The sequence below is a fragment of the Aciduliprofundum boonei T469 genome (genome assembly GCF_000025665.1).
Taxonomy (GTDB): domain Archaea; phylum Thermoplasmatota; class Thermoplasmata; order Thermoplasmatales; family Aciduliprofundaceae; genus Aciduliprofundum; species Aciduliprofundum boonei.
The window spans coordinates 1220747-1237587 of sequence record NC_013926.1 but is presented as its reverse complement, the minus strand read 5'-3'; the positions used below and the strand labels follow the sequence as shown (position 1 = coordinate 1237587).

General features: G+C 38.8%; 18 protein-coding genes. 8 read left to right on the top strand and 10 right to left on the bottom strand.

Annotated elements, in window-relative coordinates; translation table 11 throughout:
• Nucleotides 1-12: 12 nt before the first annotated feature.
• From ABOO_RS06515 to ABOO_RS06505, 3 genes are read left to right on the top strand one after another with little or no spacing between them, the layout of a single operon-like run.
• Nucleotides 13-642, top strand: a complete 630-nt coding sequence (locus ABOO_RS06515; RefSeq protein ID WP_012997385.1) for an isochorismatase family protein — start codon at nt 13-15, stop codon at nt 640-642.
• Complete coding sequence (locus tag ABOO_RS06510; RefSeq protein WP_008083846.1) at nt 624-1433, top strand: NAD(P)/FAD-dependent oxidoreductase; 810 nt, start codon at nt 624-626, stop codon at nt 1431-1433. The genes ABOO_RS06515 and ABOO_RS06510 overlap by 19 nt, the downstream gene beginning before the upstream one ends.
• On the top strand, nt 1408-2364 hold the full coding sequence (locus ABOO_RS06505) for a hypothetical protein (RefSeq protein WP_008083806.1): 957 nt from the start codon (nt 1408-1410) through the stop codon (nt 2362-2364). The genes ABOO_RS06510 and ABOO_RS06505 overlap by 26 nt, the downstream gene beginning before the upstream one ends.
• 17 nt (nt 2365-2381) lie before the next feature.
• On the opposite strand, the gene thsB is transcribed toward ABOO_RS06505, so the two are convergent.
• Together thsB and ABOO_RS06495 are read right to left on the bottom strand one after the other, a co-directional pair.
• The gene (thsB, locus tag ABOO_RS06500) at nt 2382-4037 is read right to left on the bottom strand and encodes a thermosome subunit beta (RefSeq protein ID WP_008083936.1); all 1656 of its coding nucleotides are present in this window, start codon (nt 4035-4037) and stop codon (nt 2382-2384) included.
• 52 nt (nt 4038-4089) lie between these two features.
• Nucleotides 4090-5688: a radical SAM protein gene (locus ABOO_RS06495; RefSeq protein WP_012997384.1), complete on the bottom strand. Its 1599-nt coding sequence runs from the start codon at nt 5686-5688 to the stop codon at nt 4090-4092.
• Between the two features lie 50 nt (nt 5689-5738).
• Between ABOO_RS06495 and ABOO_RS06490 the strand changes: the two genes are divergently transcribed.
• The 3 genes from ABOO_RS06490 to ABOO_RS06480 are packed head-to-tail and all read left to right on the top strand — an operon-like array spanning nt 5739 to nt 7169.
• The gene (locus tag ABOO_RS06490; RefSeq protein ID WP_008083750.1) at nt 5739-6257 is read left to right on the top strand and encodes a DUF1616 domain-containing protein; all 519 of its coding nucleotides are present in this window, start codon (nt 5739-5741) and stop codon (nt 6255-6257) included.
• A complete protein-coding gene (pth2, locus tag ABOO_RS06485; protein WP_187287727.1) occupies nt 6247-6600 on the top strand; it encodes a peptidyl-tRNA hydrolase Pth2 in 354 nt (117 codons plus the stop codon). The genes ABOO_RS06490 and pth2 overlap by 11 nt, the downstream gene beginning before the upstream one ends.
• Nucleotides 6597-7169, top strand: coding sequence for an endonuclease dU (locus ABOO_RS06480; RefSeq protein ID WP_008083971.1), 573 nt, complete (start codon nt 6597-6599; stop codon nt 7167-7169). Before pth2 ends, ABOO_RS06480 begins: the two co-directional genes overlap by 4 nt.
• Here ABOO_RS06480 and ABOO_RS06475 read toward each other — a convergent pair.
• From ABOO_RS06475 to pdo, 6 genes are all read right to left on the bottom strand, one after another.
• Entirely contained in the window at nt 7153-8373 is a 1221-nt protein-coding gene (locus ABOO_RS06475) for a cation:proton antiporter (RefSeq protein WP_008083770.1), read from the bottom strand. The genes ABOO_RS06480 and ABOO_RS06475 overlap by 17 nt on opposite strands.
• Before the next feature lie 4 nt (nt 8374-8377).
• A complete protein-coding gene (locus ABOO_RS06470) occupies nt 8378-8926 on the bottom strand; it encodes a KH domain-containing protein (protein ID WP_012997383.1) in 549 nt (182 codons plus the stop codon).
• The gene (locus ABOO_RS06465) at nt 8927-9691 is read right to left on the bottom strand and encodes a serine protein kinase RIO (protein WP_008083938.1); all 765 of its coding nucleotides are present in this window, start codon (nt 9689-9691) and stop codon (nt 8927-8929) included. It abuts the gene before it with no gap.
• The gene (eif1A, locus tag ABOO_RS06460; RefSeq protein ID WP_008082797.1) at nt 9688-9996 is read right to left on the bottom strand and encodes a translation initiation factor eIF-1A; all 309 of its coding nucleotides are present in this window, start codon (nt 9994-9996) and stop codon (nt 9688-9690) included. The genes ABOO_RS06465 and eif1A overlap by 4 nt, the downstream gene beginning before the upstream one ends.
• A 72-nt stretch (nt 9997-10068) precedes the next feature.
• A complete protein-coding gene (locus ABOO_RS06455; RefSeq protein WP_008083958.1) occupies nt 10069-11019 on the bottom strand; it encodes an NAD(P)/FAD-dependent oxidoreductase in 951 nt (316 codons plus the stop codon).
• Nucleotides 11020-11024: 5 nt separating this feature from the next.
• Complete coding sequence (pdo, locus tag ABOO_RS06450) at nt 11025-11675, bottom strand: protein disulfide oxidoreductase (RefSeq protein ID WP_008083077.1); 651 nt, start codon at nt 11673-11675, stop codon at nt 11025-11027.
• A 118-nt stretch (nt 11676-11793) separates the two neighbouring features.
• Between pdo and ABOO_RS06445 the strand changes: the two genes are divergently transcribed.
• Nucleotides 11794-12507 carry an SDR family NAD(P)-dependent oxidoreductase gene (locus ABOO_RS06445; protein WP_012997382.1) on the top strand — a complete coding sequence of 238 codons (714 nt, stop codon included), beginning with the start codon at nt 11794-11796 and terminating at the stop codon, nt 12505-12507.
• A gap of 13 nt (nt 12508-12520) precedes the next feature.
• Here ABOO_RS06445 and ABOO_RS06440 read toward each other — a convergent pair whose 3' ends face one another.
• Both ABOO_RS06440 and ABOO_RS06435 read right to left on the bottom strand, forming a co-directional pair.
• The gene (locus ABOO_RS06440; RefSeq protein ID WP_008083911.1) at nt 12521-14251 is read right to left on the bottom strand and encodes an ABC transporter ATP-binding protein; all 1731 of its coding nucleotides are present in this window, start codon (nt 14249-14251) and stop codon (nt 12521-12523) included.
• On the bottom strand, nt 14248-15966 hold the full coding sequence (locus ABOO_RS06435; protein ID WP_008083881.1) for an ABC transporter ATP-binding protein: 1719 nt from the start codon (nt 15964-15966) through the stop codon (nt 14248-14250). The genes ABOO_RS06440 and ABOO_RS06435 overlap by 4 nt, the downstream gene beginning before the upstream one ends.
• A gap of 103 nt (nt 15967-16069) precedes the next feature.
• Between ABOO_RS06435 and ABOO_RS06430 the strand changes: the two genes are divergently transcribed.
• Nucleotides 16070-16699 carry a pyroglutamyl-peptidase I gene (locus ABOO_RS06430; protein WP_187287728.1) on the top strand — a complete coding sequence of 210 codons (630 nt, stop codon included), beginning with the start codon at nt 16070-16072 and terminating at the stop codon, nt 16697-16699.
• Nucleotides 16700-16841: the final 142 nt, after the last annotated feature.

The window sequence follows — 16841 nt, the reverse complement described above, 5'->3', positions numbered from 1 at the left end:
TCATGTCCACCTATGTATCGCTCTAGGTACCTAACTTCAGCTTTTGTATCTTTAATGGAAAAGAGGTATTTTAGATTCGAAAAACTCAGAAAAATTCAGGGGAAAGTTGCCATACTGGGTATTGATATGCAAGGTTATTTTTTAAATCCCCTAGGAAAAGCTTATCTTCCATCATCACCTGAGTTTTTGAATAGAATAAAAAGGCTTTATGAGTTTGCAAAAAATAAAGGTATTGAGATTATTCTAACAAAACATTGCCATGAAGGTAATATACTATCAAAATGGTGGAACGATGAAATGAAATGTGATGATACCTCCACTGCAATTTTAGAAGAAATAAGAAAATATGGTAATAAAATTATTGAGAAAAATACATATAATGCTTTTCTTAAAACTGAGCTTGAAGAGCATCTCAAGAATAAAGGTGTTGAAACTTTAATTATCACAGGAGTGATGACACATCTTTGCTGTGAAACCACTGCGCGAGATGCTTTTAATAGAGGGTTTAATGTAATTTTTCCGATTGATGGAACTATAACTCAAAATGAAGAATTGCATGAATGCACTTTGAGAAGCATATCCCATGGATTCGGTGTTGTTATATCAATAGAGAGGTTATTAGAATGGTTAGTTCAAAAGTAGCCATAGTAGGTGCAGGACCTGCAGGTATAAGTACAGCAGTGCAACTCAAAAGATACAAAATAAACTCACTAATATTTGAAAAGGACAAGATAGGTGGTTTAGTGGAGAATGCTCATAGAATCGAAAACACTATGCTGTTTCCAGAAGGAATATCAGGCAAGATGTTTGTTAAAATCTTGGAGGATTATGTGAAAAAGTATGATATAGATATCATTTATGAAGAGGTAAAAAAAGTGAAGATGACCAAAAATTTTGTAATTGTAACGGAAAAAGGAAGATATGAATTTGAATATTTGGTAATAGCTACAGGAACACGGCCTAAGAAATTACCATTTGAGGGTATAAAGTATCACATCACAGAAATAAATCCTTGTGATAAACTGTTAATCATAGGGGGAGGAGATATTGCGTTTGATTACGCTTTAAGTGCAAGAAAAATGTGCAAAGATATCACTATTCTATACAGGAGCACTATAAAAGCTTTGCCAATTTTGGTAGATGAGGTGATTGAGAGAGGAATAACTGTAGTGAAGGGAGAAATCAAGAGCATAAAAAACCACATAGCACATACTTCCATTGGAAAAATAGAGTTTGATGAGATTTTAGGAGCCATAGGCAGAATTCCAAATGTTGAAATAGTTGAAGATATTGCGAGCTCGAGGATGTTTATAATAGGTGATGCTAAGAATGGTGTATATCGTCAAACATCATTAGCTATAGCAGATGGCGTGAAGACAGGGATGAAGATATGGAGGATGATGCGATATGGAAATTTTGAGGGAAATTGGTGACGAGTCCATAGCCAAAGTATATATTGGAAAAACATACAAAGGGAATATAATTGAGTTTGTAGAATCAACACCTACAGGAGATATTGGAGAAAAATGGGTTTTAATAGTATCTTCGTTAAATGGATGTCCTGTAGGATGCAAGATGTGTGATGCAGGATTCTTTTACAAAGGTAAGTTAGATTTCAAAGAGATTATGGAACAAATAGAATACCCAATAAAGAAAAGATTTGAAGAGAAGCCCAAAACTAAAAAATTTAAAATTCAATTTGCTCGGATGGGTGAGCCAAGTTTCAATCCTGCTGTATTGGATGTAATAGAAAATTTGGGAGACAAGTATGATAATTTCTTTCCATCATTATCTACGATTGCACCAGTGGGTGTAGATTCTTTTTTTGAGAGGTTGCTTAAAATAAAGAAAGAGAAATATCCTGAAAAATTTCAGCTTCAATTTTCCATTCACACTACAAACACAAAGCAGAGGGATGAGATAATTCCCATAAGAAAATGGGATTTTAAGAGAATATCCGATTATGGTCGTAAATTTTACGATGAAGGGAGCCTAAAAATAACTCTAAACTTCGCACTTGCCAAGGAAAACGAAGCAGATCCCGAAATAATAATGAATTTCTTCTCTCCTGAATATTTCTTAATAAAGATTACACCTGGTAATCCCACAGTAAGTGCGAAGATTAATCATATTTCCAACGATATAGATCTGAGAAATGGCTTACCTGTTAAGCACAGAAAATTTGTAGATACACTTAAGAGAATGGGGTATGATGTGATCATATCAATAGGTGATACTAAGGAGAATCTAATAGGGTCTAATTGTGGAATGTTCATACTTAGATTTATAAAAGAGAGGGCAGAATTAAGGGATTCGTATACATTTGTAAAAGATATAAGCCAATTCCCAGAAATTATAGAATAAAAATAAGGGAAAAGAATTTACATCATGCCAGGCATTCCGCCCATGCCGCCCATTCCACCGGGCATTCCGCCAGGTCCACCCTGGCCACCCTTAGGTCCCTCGCTTTTCTTGGCAGCGATTACATCATCAATGCGCAGTATCATTGTTGCAACTTCGGTAGCACTTTCAATTGCCTGCTTTTTGACGCGCATGGGTTCTATCACTTTCTTCTCAACCATATCCACGATTCTGCCATCAAAGACATCTATGCCTGCATGCTTCTTTCCTGCCTGATGCTCTGCTTTGAGTTTCATTATTATGTCTATTGCATCAAGACCAGCATTCTCTGCTAGGGTGCGAGGTATGATCTCCAGAGCGTCTGCAAATGCTTCGATTGCAAGCTGCTCTCTGCCCCCAACGCTTGGCGCATATTCTCTAAGTTTCAACGCAAGTTCTATATCCGTTGCACCGCCACCAGCAACAGCATACCCATCCTCTAAAGCAACACCTACTACCTTTAGAGCATCGTGTAAGGCACGCTCTGCCTCATCTACAACATGCTCTGTACCGCCACGTATCAGTATGCTCACTGCCTTTGGATTCTTGCAGCCGCGCACAAAGGTCATATTGTCATCTCCAATTTTTCTCTCTTCAACTACTTCTGCATAACCAAGGTCCTCAGGGGTCAAATCATCCAGGTTGGTTATTATCTTTGCACCAGTTGCCTTTGCAAGCTTGCTCATATCGCTCTTCTTCACACGGCGAACTGCGTATATTCCATATTTAGCCATATAGTGCTGAGCAATATCATCAATTGCCTTCTGGCAGAATACTACATTAGCACCAACTTCTTTGATTTTGTCTACCATCTTCTTTATTTCCTTCTGTTCCTCGTCTAAAAATGCCTGAATCTGTGTTGGATCTGTAATCTCAATCTTTGCACTTATCTCAGTCTTCTTAACTTCAAATCCCGTGTTTATGAGGGCTATTTTTGCCTCTTTAACGAGTTTGGGCATACGGGGATGAACTTTTTCTTTATCAAGTATTATTCCATCAATTAGCTCTGTATCTTTTATTCCTCCTCCCTGCTTCTTTTCGACCTTTACATTATCCACATTAACCACTGTCTTGCCATCCTTCTCTTCTGCAATTGCCTTTATGGCCTTAACTGCTATATCTGCAAGATACTCCTTTGCTTCTGCCACATTCTTACCGGTCATCGCTGTCATTGCTATGTCTTTAAGAAGCTCATCGCTATCCACCTTTATTCCGAGTTCTGGAAGAAGCTCAAGGGCCTTCTCTGCTGCAAGCCTATAACCATTGGTTATTATGGTGGGATGCACATTCTGCTCTAAAAGCTCTTCTGCCTTATGGAGCAATTCACCAGCGAGAACTACAGCACTTGTTGTGCCATCACCTACTTCAGTATCTTGAACTTTTGCAACTTCAACCATCATCTTGCCCACTGGATGAGCAACATCAATCTCTTTTAGTATGGTGGCACCATCATTTGTAATAACTATGTCTCCCAAGCTGTCCACAAGCATCTTGTCCATTCCCTTTGGTCCTAGGGTTGTGCGCACTGCATCTGCTATTGCCTTTGCGACCTCAATATTCTTCCTTTGCGCATCTCTGCCTGTCTCTCTTTCAGTGCCCTCTTTGAGCACAAGTATAGGTACTTGACCTCCCATCATCTTTATCACCTCAAACTCGGTAAGATAGTTCTTCTATATAAAAGTAACGATTTCACAAGGTGAAATATTTTTCTGCATCTGGAAAGATTTCTTGCAGGGATTTCATATTTTTAAATGGCCTTTTTCTTATTATTTCGGCAGCTTTTTTCTCTCCCATGCCTGGTATGGATTTTAGAGTGGAGAATGATGCGGAATTAACATTGAGCGGGTACTCTAAAGCTGTCAAGCTTCTCTCTCCATAACCAACTACTTTAACATTCACATATTTTCCCACCTCTGAAAAATAAGGCAAAACTACGACAAGAGGATAAGACCCAGGTTGTCTTCCAAATGTGTAATTTCCTCTGTGAATTTCCAAATAAACATCTTTTAGAACCGTGCCCATTGGCACTATTCTTTTGAGCATAATCTTCTCTATTTTCTCCCTAACTTCTCTCCTGAACTTCCAACATTCATGCCTGTATTTCAATTTGAATTTATTGCGCACTGAGGCTACCTGCCTTATGTTTATCCTCCTCAAAAGATAACCCTTGGCGAGAACCTCTTTTAAGAATTTGAGATTCATAGCGTAGGTATCCTTGCTCTCACCCCATAAACCGCATATGAAATTTAGCCCTGGAAGAAGTTTTGGCATACCGTTCTCTCCTCGTACTGCTCCTATTTCATTAATGATCCTTATTGCATTCATCACCATTTCAGGAGTGGAGTTAAGATTATTGGCCTTTATTACCGCGGGATCTGCACTTTCCATACCAAAGGCAACAACATTTCCAGGTGTGGTGTATTTGACAAGAATCTCTGTTATCTTTCTTGCCTCCTCTGGATATGAGGCGAGCACGGCAGGGTTAGCATTGTCCACATGCAAAACTCTATGAGGAATCTTATTCAATTTTGAAAATAAATCTTCTAAAGCATGGATATTCGGCTGTGGGATCTCCTGCTTTCCAACGCCGTAGGCTTTGTAAGAATAAATACAAGTTTGCCCCCCAATTCTAAAATTTCTAACTCCAAGATTGCTCAAGATTCTTACCTCCTCCACAATATCGTCTATCTCTCTAAACATAGGCTTTCCATACAGGGGCTCCACGCAAAATGAGCATCCTCCGCTTAAGTACCTTGAACAGCCACGAAATGTCTCTATCTCCACTATCAATGGCTCAGGGTAATCTGGATGCTCTTTTACAATGTAAGTCCCAAGCTTTAACCAGCGGTTCCACTTATTCAAATTATGTAATCTGTGATGTGTGAAATTCTCGGTTAGAATATCATAGAGTAAAGCATCTACATCTCCCAATGCAAGATAATCTGCAGGCACATTGGGCTTTTCAAATTTTGCAATTGCGCCACCAAATATTTTTAATCCTTTAAAGGAAGATAGAATTTCACGAATCTCCCTCAATGATGCAGGGTATGTGCGAAGATACTTGCCTGGAACTATTGCTCCACCAAGAAGAACAAGAATATCTCCCTCTATTCTCTCCCCTTTTCTCCACATATCGATGCTCTTATATTCACATTCTACTTCCAACTCTTTGCAAACTCCTGCAAGCTCACGGATGTAGGGAGAAATATAGGGTGGCACTCCAAGCACTGAGGGCTCGTCAACATAGCCATCTAAAATCACAACTTTCACAATGCAATATTGGCACATCCTTTTAAAACTTTGTGAAATTTTAAATATTATCCCACAATTTTGGCTTGATGAATGTATTGCAAGTGATTGGTGCTGTACTCATGCTATTCTTTCTTCCAGGTTATACATTCATAAACATGCTTTTTCCAAAGAAAGGTGAGTTGGATTTGGAATATGACCAGTTGTATCGCATCGGTTTAGGTATGGGGATGAGCATAGTCATTGCAATTCTCACGGGCTACATTTTGGGCTATACTTCTCTTTTTTATGGGAAATATATATGGTTTGCATTGATAAATCTCACAGGTATATTCTTCATAGTTGGATTTTACAGAGGTGGCTATCCTACCCTCCGAAAATTGTTTGGATTAGAGGAAAATGATAAGTATGATAGGTTAATAATGCTTGACGAACTTTTAAAAGAGAGAAAGAGAAAGATAAAAGAATTAGAAGAAGTGGAGAGAATGATAAGGCTCAACCCAAGAAGAAGGGATTATTATGAAGAGAAGAGAAGGGAAATTCTTGAGGAGATAAGAGAAATGGATGATAGGATAGAGAGATTGAAAGGTGTTGTGAATGAGGTATAAGATGGTAATGGTTGTTAGGGATGATTTGCAACTCTCATGCGGAAAGCTTGCAGTTCAAGTGGCTCATGCGGCTGTTGAGTGCACTCTTAAAGCTAAAAGGCAGAAAAATCCGTGGCTTGATGGATGGCTCAAAGAGGGTCAGAAGAAGGTTGTAGTCAAGGTTAAAGATTTGAAAACTCTATATGAGCTCGAATTTAAAGCAAAGAATTTGGGCTTGCCAACGGCAATAATTAGAGATGCTGGACTTACTGAGGTACCTCCTGGCACGGTGACATGCTTGGGCATAGGACCCGGGCCTGAGGAAATAGTTAATAAGGTAACTGGTAATTTGCCATTGTTATGAAAAAATACATTCGTGCCTTGGGTATAGACGATTCTTATTTTGCGCCACATATCCCCGGTAGCTCTAATCTCGTTGGAATAGTTATGAGATATCCAAATTATATTGAAGGTATGCTTCTGCGAGAAATTGAAGTTGATGGGATGGATGTCACAGATGCACTTCTTGATATGCTCTCGTCTAAGTATGGAAGGCAGATAAAGGTTATATTCACTCAAGGTATAACATTTGGCGGTTTCAATGTTTTGGACCTAGAAAGAGTTTGGAAAGAGTATGGTATTCCAATAATAGTTGTTTCACGAAAAATGCCAGATTTGAAAACAATAGAAGATGCTTTAAAAAAGCATTTTGAAGATTGGGAAGTTAGGATGAAATTAATTAAAAAGTATAAGATTGAGAAAGTTCAAAATGGAAAATATGAGGTTTATGCACAAATTGTGGGTATTGAAAGGAGCGAGGCGGAGAGAGTGATAAATGCTTTCACGGTTAGAGGCGCAATTCCTGAGCCATTAAGGGTAGCGCATATCATTGCCTCTACCTTGTATTTTGGAGAGTCTAGGGGGAAGCCATGATTCTCTTTTCATACAACGAGAGAAGAATGGGAGTTATTATTACAGTTAGGAGAGTAACGAGAACAACCGAGGCAAATAATGGACCGTTTATGATACCTTTTTCATATCCAATCGAAAGAAGAACCAATTCTAAAGCACCTCTACCGCCCATAGCTATTCCAATAAATCCTGATTGTTTTTTGTCAAGGTGCGACAATCTAGCCCCTAAGCCGCACCCAATAAATTTTCCGGCAAGAGCTCCAAGAGTTAGGAGAAAAACGAGAATACCCATTTCAAAGGTCATACCAAATTTTGATAACACTTCTCCAAGTGTTAGACCGACATACCCGAAGAAAATGGGTGTGAAAAGAGCGTGAGAAAAGGGTTCTAAATCATCTACAAGATCTTCATAAGCCACCCTTCTTCTCAACATTGGACCTACTTTGGTCCCCCATTTTCCTATAATCAATCCTCCAATATAGGCTCCTATAACCGCTTGCAGGCCTACATATTGTGCTACAAGACCTAACAGTAAAGCAAAAAGAATGGTGAAAGTAAGCAGAACCTTCTCTCTTTTAGGGCCGCTTCCAATCAGTTTGTCTATGACAGAGTATTTTTCTAGGAAGTAAGGTACAATCCAGAGAAATATTAGGATAAATAGTGCAACACCTATGGATAGAATTAAGAGCGATAGAATAGTTATATTATTGCCTAGGGTTATAGAGCCAACAACGCCTATTAGAAAAACGGCAACTATATCATCCACAAAACTTGCGCCCATAATTATCGCTTGGATCTCCTTGGAAGATTTGCTCTTCATCAGTATATTTGCACATACTTCCACTGCCGTATTAGAGAGAATAACACCTATAAAAAGAGACGCTTCGAGGCTTATTCCAAGCATTAAGAGAATTGATGATATCAAAGTCATTGATACACTTACACCAAGCACTCCAATTAATGTACTTTTGTACTTATGCTCGCTGAATGCTTTGAAATCAGTTAGAAGGCCAGAGAGAAGCATAATCATTATTATTCCAAACTGGGCAAAGAGACGCAGGATATCACTTGGAACAATCAATCCCAATGCAAGGGGACTTAAAATTATACCCCCCATAACCTCTCCTATTAAACTCTGAAATTTGTATTTCACAAAGAGAAGACCCAGTGCACGACCCAGAAAAATCAGTAGAATAAGAGAGAAAAGGAATGTATTTATGTCCATAAAATCACTGGATGTAGTAATAATCCAGAGCCCTGTACTTGTTCTCCCTTCTCTTCTTCTCTAAGAAGTGATATATTGTTGCATGTTTACTTCCCCGGAGAAGCATCTCTACAGCTTTCTTAGCGATTTCCATTTGAGTGTAATCTCCAATTATTGCAACAGTGTAGCCATAGACGGATATGGAAGCGCCGCTCATCTCCTCTATTATCCTCCTAGTTTTTCCATTCTTTCCTATAATTCTTCCTCTCAATACCCTTATTCTATTTTCTCTCTTTCCTGTGAATTCTTTTATGTCTATAACTTCAAAGTAGACATCTTCATTGAATATCCTCCAAGCCCGCTCTGGGGAGAACCCACGACCTACTGCCATAACAAAATCTCTCACTTTTAAGGCCATCAAGGGATCCCCTGAGGATTCGTCAATAACAACATCTCCATCATTTGAGTTTATATCCATTTTCACTCCCGATATTTCTTCCACTTTCTTCTTGACTTCTCCATGCTTTCCTATGAGAGCACCAACCCTTGATTTTGGAATCTTAACATACATCATTCATATCACCCCAATCTCCTTGGCTAGATCCTTTGGACTGATATCCACCCCTAACTTCTTAAATACCCTAACCATATTCTTTAAATCTCTCAGCATAAGCTCATCTGCAAGGGGATGATCCAAAGGTACAGCTTGCGCCACATCTATTATGTATGGCTTGCCCTCCCATACAAGTATGTTGTACTCGCTTAAATCCCCATGTACCAACTTCGCCTTATGCATTTTTTTCATCTCTTCAATAATCTCGTATGCCATATCCTTCTTAAGGCTTTCCATAACATCCTTCATAAGAGGTGCGGCCATATTTTCATTGCCTATATAATTCATAACTATGATATTTTTCCACCTGTCTATAGGCTCTGGAACATTTACTCCATATTTTCTAAAATCTCTCAAATTTCTAAATTCTTTTTGAGCCCAAACAAATATAATGGTATCCTTGGTTTTGTGTATATGCGCAAATCTATCATCTCCATCTATGAATTTTGAAAGCCCTTTGTAATTGGCAGTTGTAATCCTATACACTTTAATTGCCACATATCCATTCTTTCCAATTCCACGAAAAACATCTCCCTCTTTCCCTGTGGATATGGGAAATTCAACCTCTTTTATGGTACCTCTTTTGAGAAGTTTGTAAAATGCTAGAAGTGTTCTATTATCAAACACACCAGCATAGGTCTTTCTATCCTCCATACCTTTCTTTCTCTTCTCCTCTCTATAAGGTACGATTTTTTCATAAAGGTATTCTTCCATATCTTTTTTCATTTCCCGAACACATCCAGAAGCTCAGGAAGCTTGTTACTCTTACTTAAATGGCTTGCCTGAGTTCTCGTGTAACGATAAATAACATCAGCTTTCTCATCCTGAAACTCCCAAGGCCTAATTATTACAAGATCCCCTTCCTTTATCCACATTCTTCTCTTTATCTTGCCAGGTATTCTCGCCATGCGAGATTTGCCATCTGCACACATTACAATCATTCTAGAACCGCCTAATATTTTATCAACTATTGCAAACATCTCGCCTTTGTTTCGATCTGGCAGAGGAACCCTGGTTACCTCTTCAGTCACAGAATATCACCAATCCAATATTATGCACCCTGTATATAAATTTATCGCAATTATTTTTTGTAAAAATAAAAATTAATGGAGCATTAAATCTTCATAAGCACTCAGGGCAGCCATTGCTCCCTGACCAGCGGCGATTATTATCTGCCCTGCATAGCCGGTCACATCCCCTGCGGCATATATCCTAGGAACATTCGTTCTCATCTTTAAATCAACATTTATATATCCCCTTTCATCCGTTTTTACTCCAAGTTTCTTGGCGAGATCACTTATTGGAATTAAACCTACATAGATAAAAACTCCATCAACTTGGATTTCATTTATCTCTCCTGTGGCTCTATCTTTGTATACTACCTTCTCAACCTTATCTTTTCCCTCGATGGATGTTACTTGCACATTGGTATAGTAGGGAATCTTTCTGTCCTTTATGATATTCTCGTAGGCCTTCTCACACATGAATTTTGGCATATATTCAAGTACTACAGGCTCAACACCTATGTCTTTTAGGTAAATTGCAGCGATGGCTCCGGAATTACCGCCGCCTATAACAGCTACTTTCTTTCCCCTATAGAAATAACCATCGCAGGTAACACAATAAGATACGCCCTTTCCAAATAACTCCTTCTCTCCTGGAACTCCAAGTGTCTTGTGGGTTGTGCCAGTGGCGAATATTATCGCTTTAGCTTTATACTCTCCCTTTTCAGCGTTGATTATGAAAATATCCCCCTCTTTTGTTATCTCCTTAACCTCATTCCTCTCAGATATCTCAACATAATCCATAGCATGCTCCTTAAACTCTTTAACTAGTTCCTCTCCTTTTATACCTTTATATCCAAGATAATTCTCTACATAGGGTGCTTCCTCTGCCAAACCTCCTGCGTTGCCCTTGTCTATGATTATTGCCTCCAATCCTGCTCTTTTTGCGTATATTCCTGCACTAAGACCTGCTGGGCCTCCCCCAATTATTGCAAGGTCCACATCTTTGCTTTCCCTAGAACCTGTGGGAAGCACGAACCCAAAATCCATGGTCCTCACCTCATCTTCTCATAGGCCTGGATAACATACTCTATATACTGCTCATCGGGATATGCGCCTATGAACTGCACATCTTCGTTAATAACTATGTGGGGTACGCTCATAACCTTCCACTTATCAGCCCATTCTGGAAATTCCATTGCTTCAACCATCTCTCCAGTTATATTCTCGTTGAGTATCGCAAACCTATGGGATGTTCTGACAGCTCTCGGACAATAAGGACAGGTTGGCGTGACGAATATCTGAATTATGATAGGCTTGTCTATCTTCATAAGTTTTTCAAGAACTTCTTGTGAAACCTCAGCAGTTCTTCTTGAGACATCAATTATATCCTCTATCATTGAGGAGAATTCATATCCTGAGGGTAAACCAACATATCTTATCCTACCCCCATACTTTTCTTTATCCGTTATGACCACTGTGGGGGCGTTCTTCAACCCGTACTCCTCTGAGAGATCATCTCCTATTCTATGCTCTTCAAAATGTATCTTTGGATGAAGCTCTGCTACTTCCTGTGCAATGGCAGACGCCACACCGCAGTACTGGCAGTTATCCCCCACAAACACGAGGATGTAAACATCTTCTTTCAAATTTTTATCGAACTCTCCCTTGAGATATTTTTTATCTTTATCCTGTATATATCCCATTTAAATCACCTTGTTTGGGTATACGGGTTTGTATAAAAATATTTGTGGTACAAAAGTGTATAATTAAGTTTTGAGAAAAATTTAAGAATCTCTTAATTAATTGAGGATGGGTGAGAGTATGGAAAGGGTTGCTTTGGTTACTGGAGGAGATAGAGGGATTGGCAGGGCTATAAGCTTGGCACTCGCAAAAAGAGGATATTCCGTTGCAATTAATTACAGAAAAAATGAAGATAAGGCAGAGGAAACAAAGAAAATGATCGATGAAATTGGAGGTAGAGCAATAACAATAAAATTTGATGTTTCAAAAAGAGATGAGGTGAGAGAAGGAGTTAAAAGAATAATGGATGAATTTGGGAGAATTGATGTGCTCATAAACAATGCAGGAATTCTAGGAAAGCATTCAAAATTTGATGAGATTGATGATAATGAGTGGGATGAGGTTCTTGATACAAATCTAAAAGGCGCATTCATTGTAACACAGGAAGTTACAAAGTATATGAAGAATGGAAAGATTGTGAATATAGCGTCCATAGCAGGAAGAAATGGTGGCACAGTTGGAGTGCATTATGCCGCATCTAAAGCAGGATTAATCGGGTTGACTTTTGCTCTGGCTTCTCAGCTTGCTCCTAATATATTGGTGAACGGTGTGGCTCCCGGGCCTGTTGATACTGGGCTTCTCAGTGAGGAGAAAAAGAAAGAGCTTTCAAAATTAACCCCCCTTGGAAGGGTAGCCAAGCCTGATGAAATCGCCCATGCAGTAATATTCTTGCTTGAAAATGATTATCTCAATGGTACAATAATAGATATCAATGGCGGGAGATATATGCATTAATAATGACTCAGATTCAACTATGCTGGGAAGTATAAAGCTTATAAAAGTAACCTTCCTTGCTTAAGAGCTCATCTAAAGAACCTTTTTCCACTATTTTTCCCTCATCAATAACTACAATATTATCCACATACTTCACTATAGAAAGGCGATGAGCTATTATTATGCTTGTTCTTCCATTCATCAATTTTAGCATGGCATCCTGTACTAATCTCTCAGTCTTTGGGTCTATACTTGAGAGAGCCTCGTCTAAGATTACTACATCTGGGTCTTTAAGCAATGCCCTTGCCAGTGAGATTAGCTGTTTCTCTCCAACCGAGAGCAACTTTCCAGCCTCCCCTGCAGTTGTTTTGTATCCCTTCGGAAGTTTCATTATAAAATCATGGACTCCCAGCTCTCTACATACTTTTATAATATCTTCCTTGCTAGCATCTGGATTTGCCATGCTTATATTCTCCATAATGGTTCCTGGAAACAGGTAAGTTTCTTGTGGTACATATCCTATTCTTTTTCTTAAGCTCCTTCTGCTTATCTCCCTTCCCTCAATTTCATCGTAAAATAAACTCCCACTGGTAGGATCGTAGAATCGCATGAGCAGGCTCGCAACTGTGGTCTTTCCAGCACCGGTCTTGCCAACCAAAGCTATTTTAGAACCAGCAGGTATTACTAGGTTAATGTCCTTGAGCACAGGCCTACCTTTTTCATATTCAAACCAAACATTACGAAACTCTATACGCTCTTTTATCTTTTCTATATGAATACCTTCATATTCCTCTACATTCTCATCATCCAGCACTTCATAGGTTCTTTCAAGAGCTGCTAGGGCAGATTGTAGACTATCGTACATGCTTACCACATTGTTTATAGGCCCACGAAATCTCTGCGCATACTGGATAAATGCCACAACCACACCTATGCTTACAGCTCCCAAGTATGCTTGATATCCACCATAGGCTATCACTACGATGACTGAAAGAAGACTTGCTATGTTCATTAAGGGCCAGAATATGCCCATATATACGGCTACACGCAGATATGCTTTTATTGTCTCCGTAGATGCCTTTGAAAATTCCTTTTCCGTATCTTCCTCTTTACCAAAGGATCTTATGGTTTCTATTCCTGCCACACTCTCTTCTACCACACTGGAAATTTTCGCTATCTTTTGCCTTGTATCCCTATACGCGCTCCTCATTCTTCCCCCAAAGTATAGGGCGATGAGCACCATTATGGGCACACTTGAAAGAGTCACTAATGTCAGTTTTACATCTAAAAATAGCATGGCTATTACTATACCGCTCAAGCTTAACAAGCTACTAAGTCCTCCTAATAATCCTGAAACCAGGACATCGTTAATAACATTTGTATCGTTGATAATCCTTGATACGAGATCTCCTGTGGACTTATCTTTAAAGAAATTTAAATTTGAAACAAGCATTTTATCATGTAACATTCTTCTTAAGTTCTTTAGAACTTTCTGACCAAAAACTTCTGTGTAAAAAGTTTGAAGCGTTGCAAAAAGCCACTGAGAAACTAGGGCTAAAAGGTATAGGACGGCTATGAGCCAAAACTGTGCATATCTTCCGGGAATTATGTAATTATCTATGGCAACACTAAGGATGTAAGGTGAGGCTATATTTGCTATGGCAGAACCTATTATAGTTATAGTTACTATTGCAAGAGTTCTCTTCTCATATATTGCCTCTTTAATGAATCTTTTTAGAAGGGAATAAGATGATTTATCCTTCACTTTCCCTCACCTGCCCAGAGCATATCTCTGTACATTTTTCCCTCTTTTATATTCTCATCTTCTATTATTCTCCCATCTTTGACTACCATGACTCTATCTACCAGTTTTGCGAGGGAAAGCCTCTGTGATACAATAACTGCTGTCTTACCCCTTAGAATATCTCTTAAATCTTCAACCAAACTGCTCTCTGTGTGAGCATCTAGATTAGAAACTGGATCGTCCAGTAATATTATCTTTGGCTCAGAAAGTAATGCCCTCGCAATGCCTATTCTCTGTCTTTCACCCCCTGAAAGAGTTACTCCCTTTTCACCCACAACCGTTTCGTAACCTTGTGGGAGGGATGAGATGAAATCGTGTATTTTTGCTGTCTTTGCAGCTTTGATTATCTCTTCTAAAGAGGCATCTGGTTTTGCCAGTGCTATGTTCTCCCTTATACTTCTGTTGAATATGAAAGGTTCTTGTGGTACATATGCAACAATTTTCCTAAAATTCTTGCTCTTTATCTTTCTTATATCTATACCGTCTATCAGCACTTTTCCTCTTTCTGGCTTATAAAATCTAGCGATAAGCTTTAAAATCGTGCTTTTCCCAGAGCCAGGGGGCCCTGTTATTAAGATTCTCTCTTCAGCGTTTATTTTAAAGTTCAAACCTCGAAGTGCCATTTTTCCAGTATGATACTTTAACCACACATTTTTGAATTCTATCTTTCCTTTCGGATTCATAAGTTCAATTGCATCAGGAGAATCTATACTCTCTGGAGCTGAATCTATAACCTCAAATAATCTAGAGGCCGCAGCGAGACTTCTCTGGATATCTCCTATTGTGAATCCCAGCGCCCTTAGGGGCCACATCAGGGTTAGCATGTATGTGAGAAAAGCAACAAGCTCTCCAACAGTTAGCGTGTTTCCCATAATTGCCATTCCTCCATAGTAAAACATTACACTCATTGCAATCCCGAGTACCAAGAATGGGGCGTTTCCATAGAGGGCTGTTATTTTTGTGGCATCAATATTGAGGGAATAGAGATAGTTATTTTCTTTGGAAAACTTATCTTTTATATTTTCTTCTACTGATAAAGATTTTATTGTCTTTACTCCAGCAATTGATTGGGTTGCTATCGATGCTATTGTGCCTGTTTGGTGCCTTATTCTATCGTAAATTGGCCTAACTTTTATTGCATAACTTGCGTTCAATGCAACTACAATTGCTATGGTACCCAATGCAATTCCAGTTAGCAAAATATTCATTCCAAACATATAGTATAGAGAAATTCCAATAAGGAAAATAGAATAAACAAACATTCTAATCCGAAAAGAAAGAAATCTGGTTATTCTCTCTGTGTCATTGGTTATTCTGCTTATTAACTGTCCAGAGAAAGTTTTGTCGAAAAACTCCATCTCCTGTCTCTGTATTGCCCTGAAAGTGTCCATTCTCAAATGGTATACTGCGTACTGGGCAGATTTAATAAGTAAATATCTTCCAGAAAAACTAAACATTCCGTTTAACACGCCAAAGAGAAGAATTAAGAGGGAATAGTATATGGCTATGCTATAATTCCCTGTGCTAATGCCCTTGTCAATTGCGTTTTTTATAAGTATTGGTATAATCCCGCTGGTATATGCCATAAGAACAACTATTAGCAATCCAAGTGAGAAATGAATTGCATGGGTACGCAAATAGGTTAAGAGCCTGCCTAGCTGCTTCATTGTTCTCATTTAAAAATTTCCTCCCAATTATTTAGGTAAAGGGAGTAAAAAATATAAAAGTATTCTCCTAAAAAGGGTTTATAAGCAAGCAAAACAATACCCGAATATGCCAATAAAAGTTCTTCTCACGGGATACGAGCCATTTGGAGGGCATAAGAAAAATCCCACTATGGATATTGTTGCCGCCCTTGAAGGAAAGAGAATAAAAAATGCAAAGGTGTATGGAAAAATTTTACCTGTATCCGTAAAGCGTGCAGGTCCCGAGATAGACAAAGTTCTATATGAATTGAAGCCCGATGTAGTTATAAGCTTGGGACTGGCACCAACATATACAAGTATAACGGTAGAGCGAGTGGGCTTGAATCTGGTGGATGCAAGGATACCTGATAATGATGGAGAGCAACCCATGGATATGCCAATCGTTGAGGATGCACCCTTAGCCTATCTTGCCACATTGCCAACAAGGGAAATAGTTGAAGAATTGAAGAAGAATGGCATTCCGGCAGTTCTATCGTACAGTGCAGGCACCTATCTATGTAATTACGCACTTTTCAAAGTATTGCACTATGCATCCGATCATGGTTATCCCAAGAGCGCAGGGTTTATACACATCCCATACACTCCGGACCAAGTGGTGAATAGATATTTCTTGCTTGGGAAGAGCACCCCAAGTATGTGTTTGGATATGGAAATAGAGGCTATAAAAATCGCCATAAATGTTGCAGTTGAAAAGTTCTCTTGAATTTTCAATAAAGAAACATTCCTCTTTTAATTTTTAATCTCTTTTATTTCATTTAAAAATCAAGGACTTAGATTTGAATGAAAAATTTTATAAGTATACCTAGAATTTTTCAAATGCTCACAACTCACGATGACACACCCTC

What these genes read in the sequence shown, in the direction of transcription:
- ABOO_RS06480 (WP_008083971.1), top strand. Translation starts at nt 6,597, where the DNA reads ATGAAAAAATACATTCGTGCCTTGGGTATAGACGATTCTTATTTTGCG.
- ABOO_RS06515 (WP_012997385.1), top strand. Translation starts at nt 13, where the DNA reads ATGTATCGCTCTAGGTACCTAACTTCAGCTTTTGTATCTTTAATGGAA.
- ABOO_RS06490 (WP_008083750.1), top strand. Translation starts at nt 5,739, where the DNA reads ATGAATGTATTGCAAGTGATTGGTGCTGTACTCATGCTATTCTTTCTT.
- ABOO_RS06455 (WP_008083958.1), bottom strand. Translation starts at nt 11,019, where the DNA reads ATGGATTTTGGGTTCGTGCTTCCCACAGGTTCTAGGGAAAGCAAAGAT.
- pth2 (WP_187287727.1), top strand. Translation starts at nt 6,247, where the DNA reads ATGAGGTATAAGATGGTAATGGTTGTTAGGGATGATTTGCAACTCTCA.
- ABOO_RS06445 (WP_012997382.1), top strand. Translation starts at nt 11,794, where the DNA reads ATGGAAAGGGTTGCTTTGGTTACTGGAGGAGATAGAGGGATTGGCAGG.
- ABOO_RS06510 (WP_008083846.1), top strand. Translation starts at nt 624, where the DNA reads ATGGTTAGTTCAAAAGTAGCCATAGTAGGTGCAGGACCTGCAGGTATA.
- pdo (WP_008083077.1), bottom strand. Translation starts at nt 11,675, where the DNA reads ATGGGATATATACAGGATAAAGATAAAAAATATCTCAAGGGAGAGTTC.
- ABOO_RS06505 (WP_008083806.1), top strand. Translation starts at nt 1,408, where the DNA reads ATGGAAATTTTGAGGGAAATTGGTGACGAGTCCATAGCCAAAGTATAT.
- ABOO_RS06465 (WP_008083938.1), bottom strand. Translation starts at nt 9,691, where the DNA reads ATGAAAAAAGATATGGAAGAATACCTTTATGAAAAAATCGTACCTTAT.
- ABOO_RS06470 (WP_012997383.1), bottom strand. Translation starts at nt 8,926, where the DNA reads ATGATGTATGTTAAGATTCCAAAATCAAGGGTTGGTGCTCTCATAGGA.
- ABOO_RS06475 (WP_008083770.1), bottom strand. Translation starts at nt 8,373, where the DNA reads ATGGACATAAATACATTCCTTTTCTCTCTTATTCTACTGATTTTTCTG.
- thsB (WP_008083936.1), bottom strand. Translation starts at nt 4,037, where the DNA reads ATGATGGGAGGTCAAGTACCTATACTTGTGCTCAAAGAGGGCACTGAA.
- ABOO_RS06495 (WP_012997384.1), bottom strand. Translation starts at nt 5,688, where the DNA reads ATGTGCCAATATTGCATTGTGAAAGTTGTGATTTTAGATGGCTATGTT.
- ABOO_RS06435 (WP_008083881.1), bottom strand. Translation starts at nt 15,966, where the DNA reads ATGAGAACAATGAAGCAGCTAGGCAGGCTCTTAACCTATTTGCGTACC.